General features: G+C 62.2%; 1 protein-coding gene. It reads left to right on the forward strand.

The genetic code is table 11. The features are described 5' to 3' along the window. The coding region (locus ABD323_RS43210) for an AAA family ATPase (RefSeq protein WP_344447506.1) at positions 1–646 on the forward strand (646 nt) is incomplete at its 5' end. Positions 647–670 lie beyond the last annotated feature (24 nt).

The raw sequence follows: 670 nt of genomic DNA on the forward strand, positions 1-670 counted from the left end.
CTACGATTGGGATTTCCCCCGCCAGCTGCTACATCTTCGCACGATCGAGGCTGTGGGCGACAGGACGATCGACGTAGCCGCAGCCGAGTCGGAACTATACCACGAGCGCTTTCTACTGGCTCGTCCCCTCCTGAGAGCACTGCGTACCCCTAATTCGGTGTTGCTGATCGACGAAATCGACCGTGCCGACGACGAGTTCGAGGCGTGTCTGCTCGAGGTGCTCTCGGACTTCTCAGTATCCATTCCAGAACTGGGACAGATCAAGGCCGACGTTGCGCCGTTGGTGGTGTTGACCTCGAACCGCACCCGTGAAGTACACGACGCACTCAAGCGACGCTGCTTCTACCACTGGGTGCAGCACCCGTCACTGGAGCGGGAGGTCGCGATTCTGCGGCGCAGACTTCCCGAAGTCACCGAGCGACTTGCGGGCGATGTCGCACACGCGGCGAGCCGGCTGCGGGCCGGGGAGCTGATCAAGCCGCCGGGTGTGGCGGAGTCGCTGGACTGGGCCAGCGCGCTGCAGGCGCTGGGATGCGAGCAACTGGATCATGGCTTCGCGGCATTGACCTTGGGATCCGTCCTCAAATACCGGGAGGATATCGAGCGGGTGGAACTAGAGGGATTGTCCCAGCTCATTGCGTCCTGAACGCGAAACGAGGCAGCGATGACG

This window comes from Kitasatospora nipponensis, assembly GCF_039528135.1.
GTDB lineage: Bacteria > Actinomycetota > Actinomycetes > Streptomycetales > Streptomycetaceae > Kitasatospora > Kitasatospora nipponensis.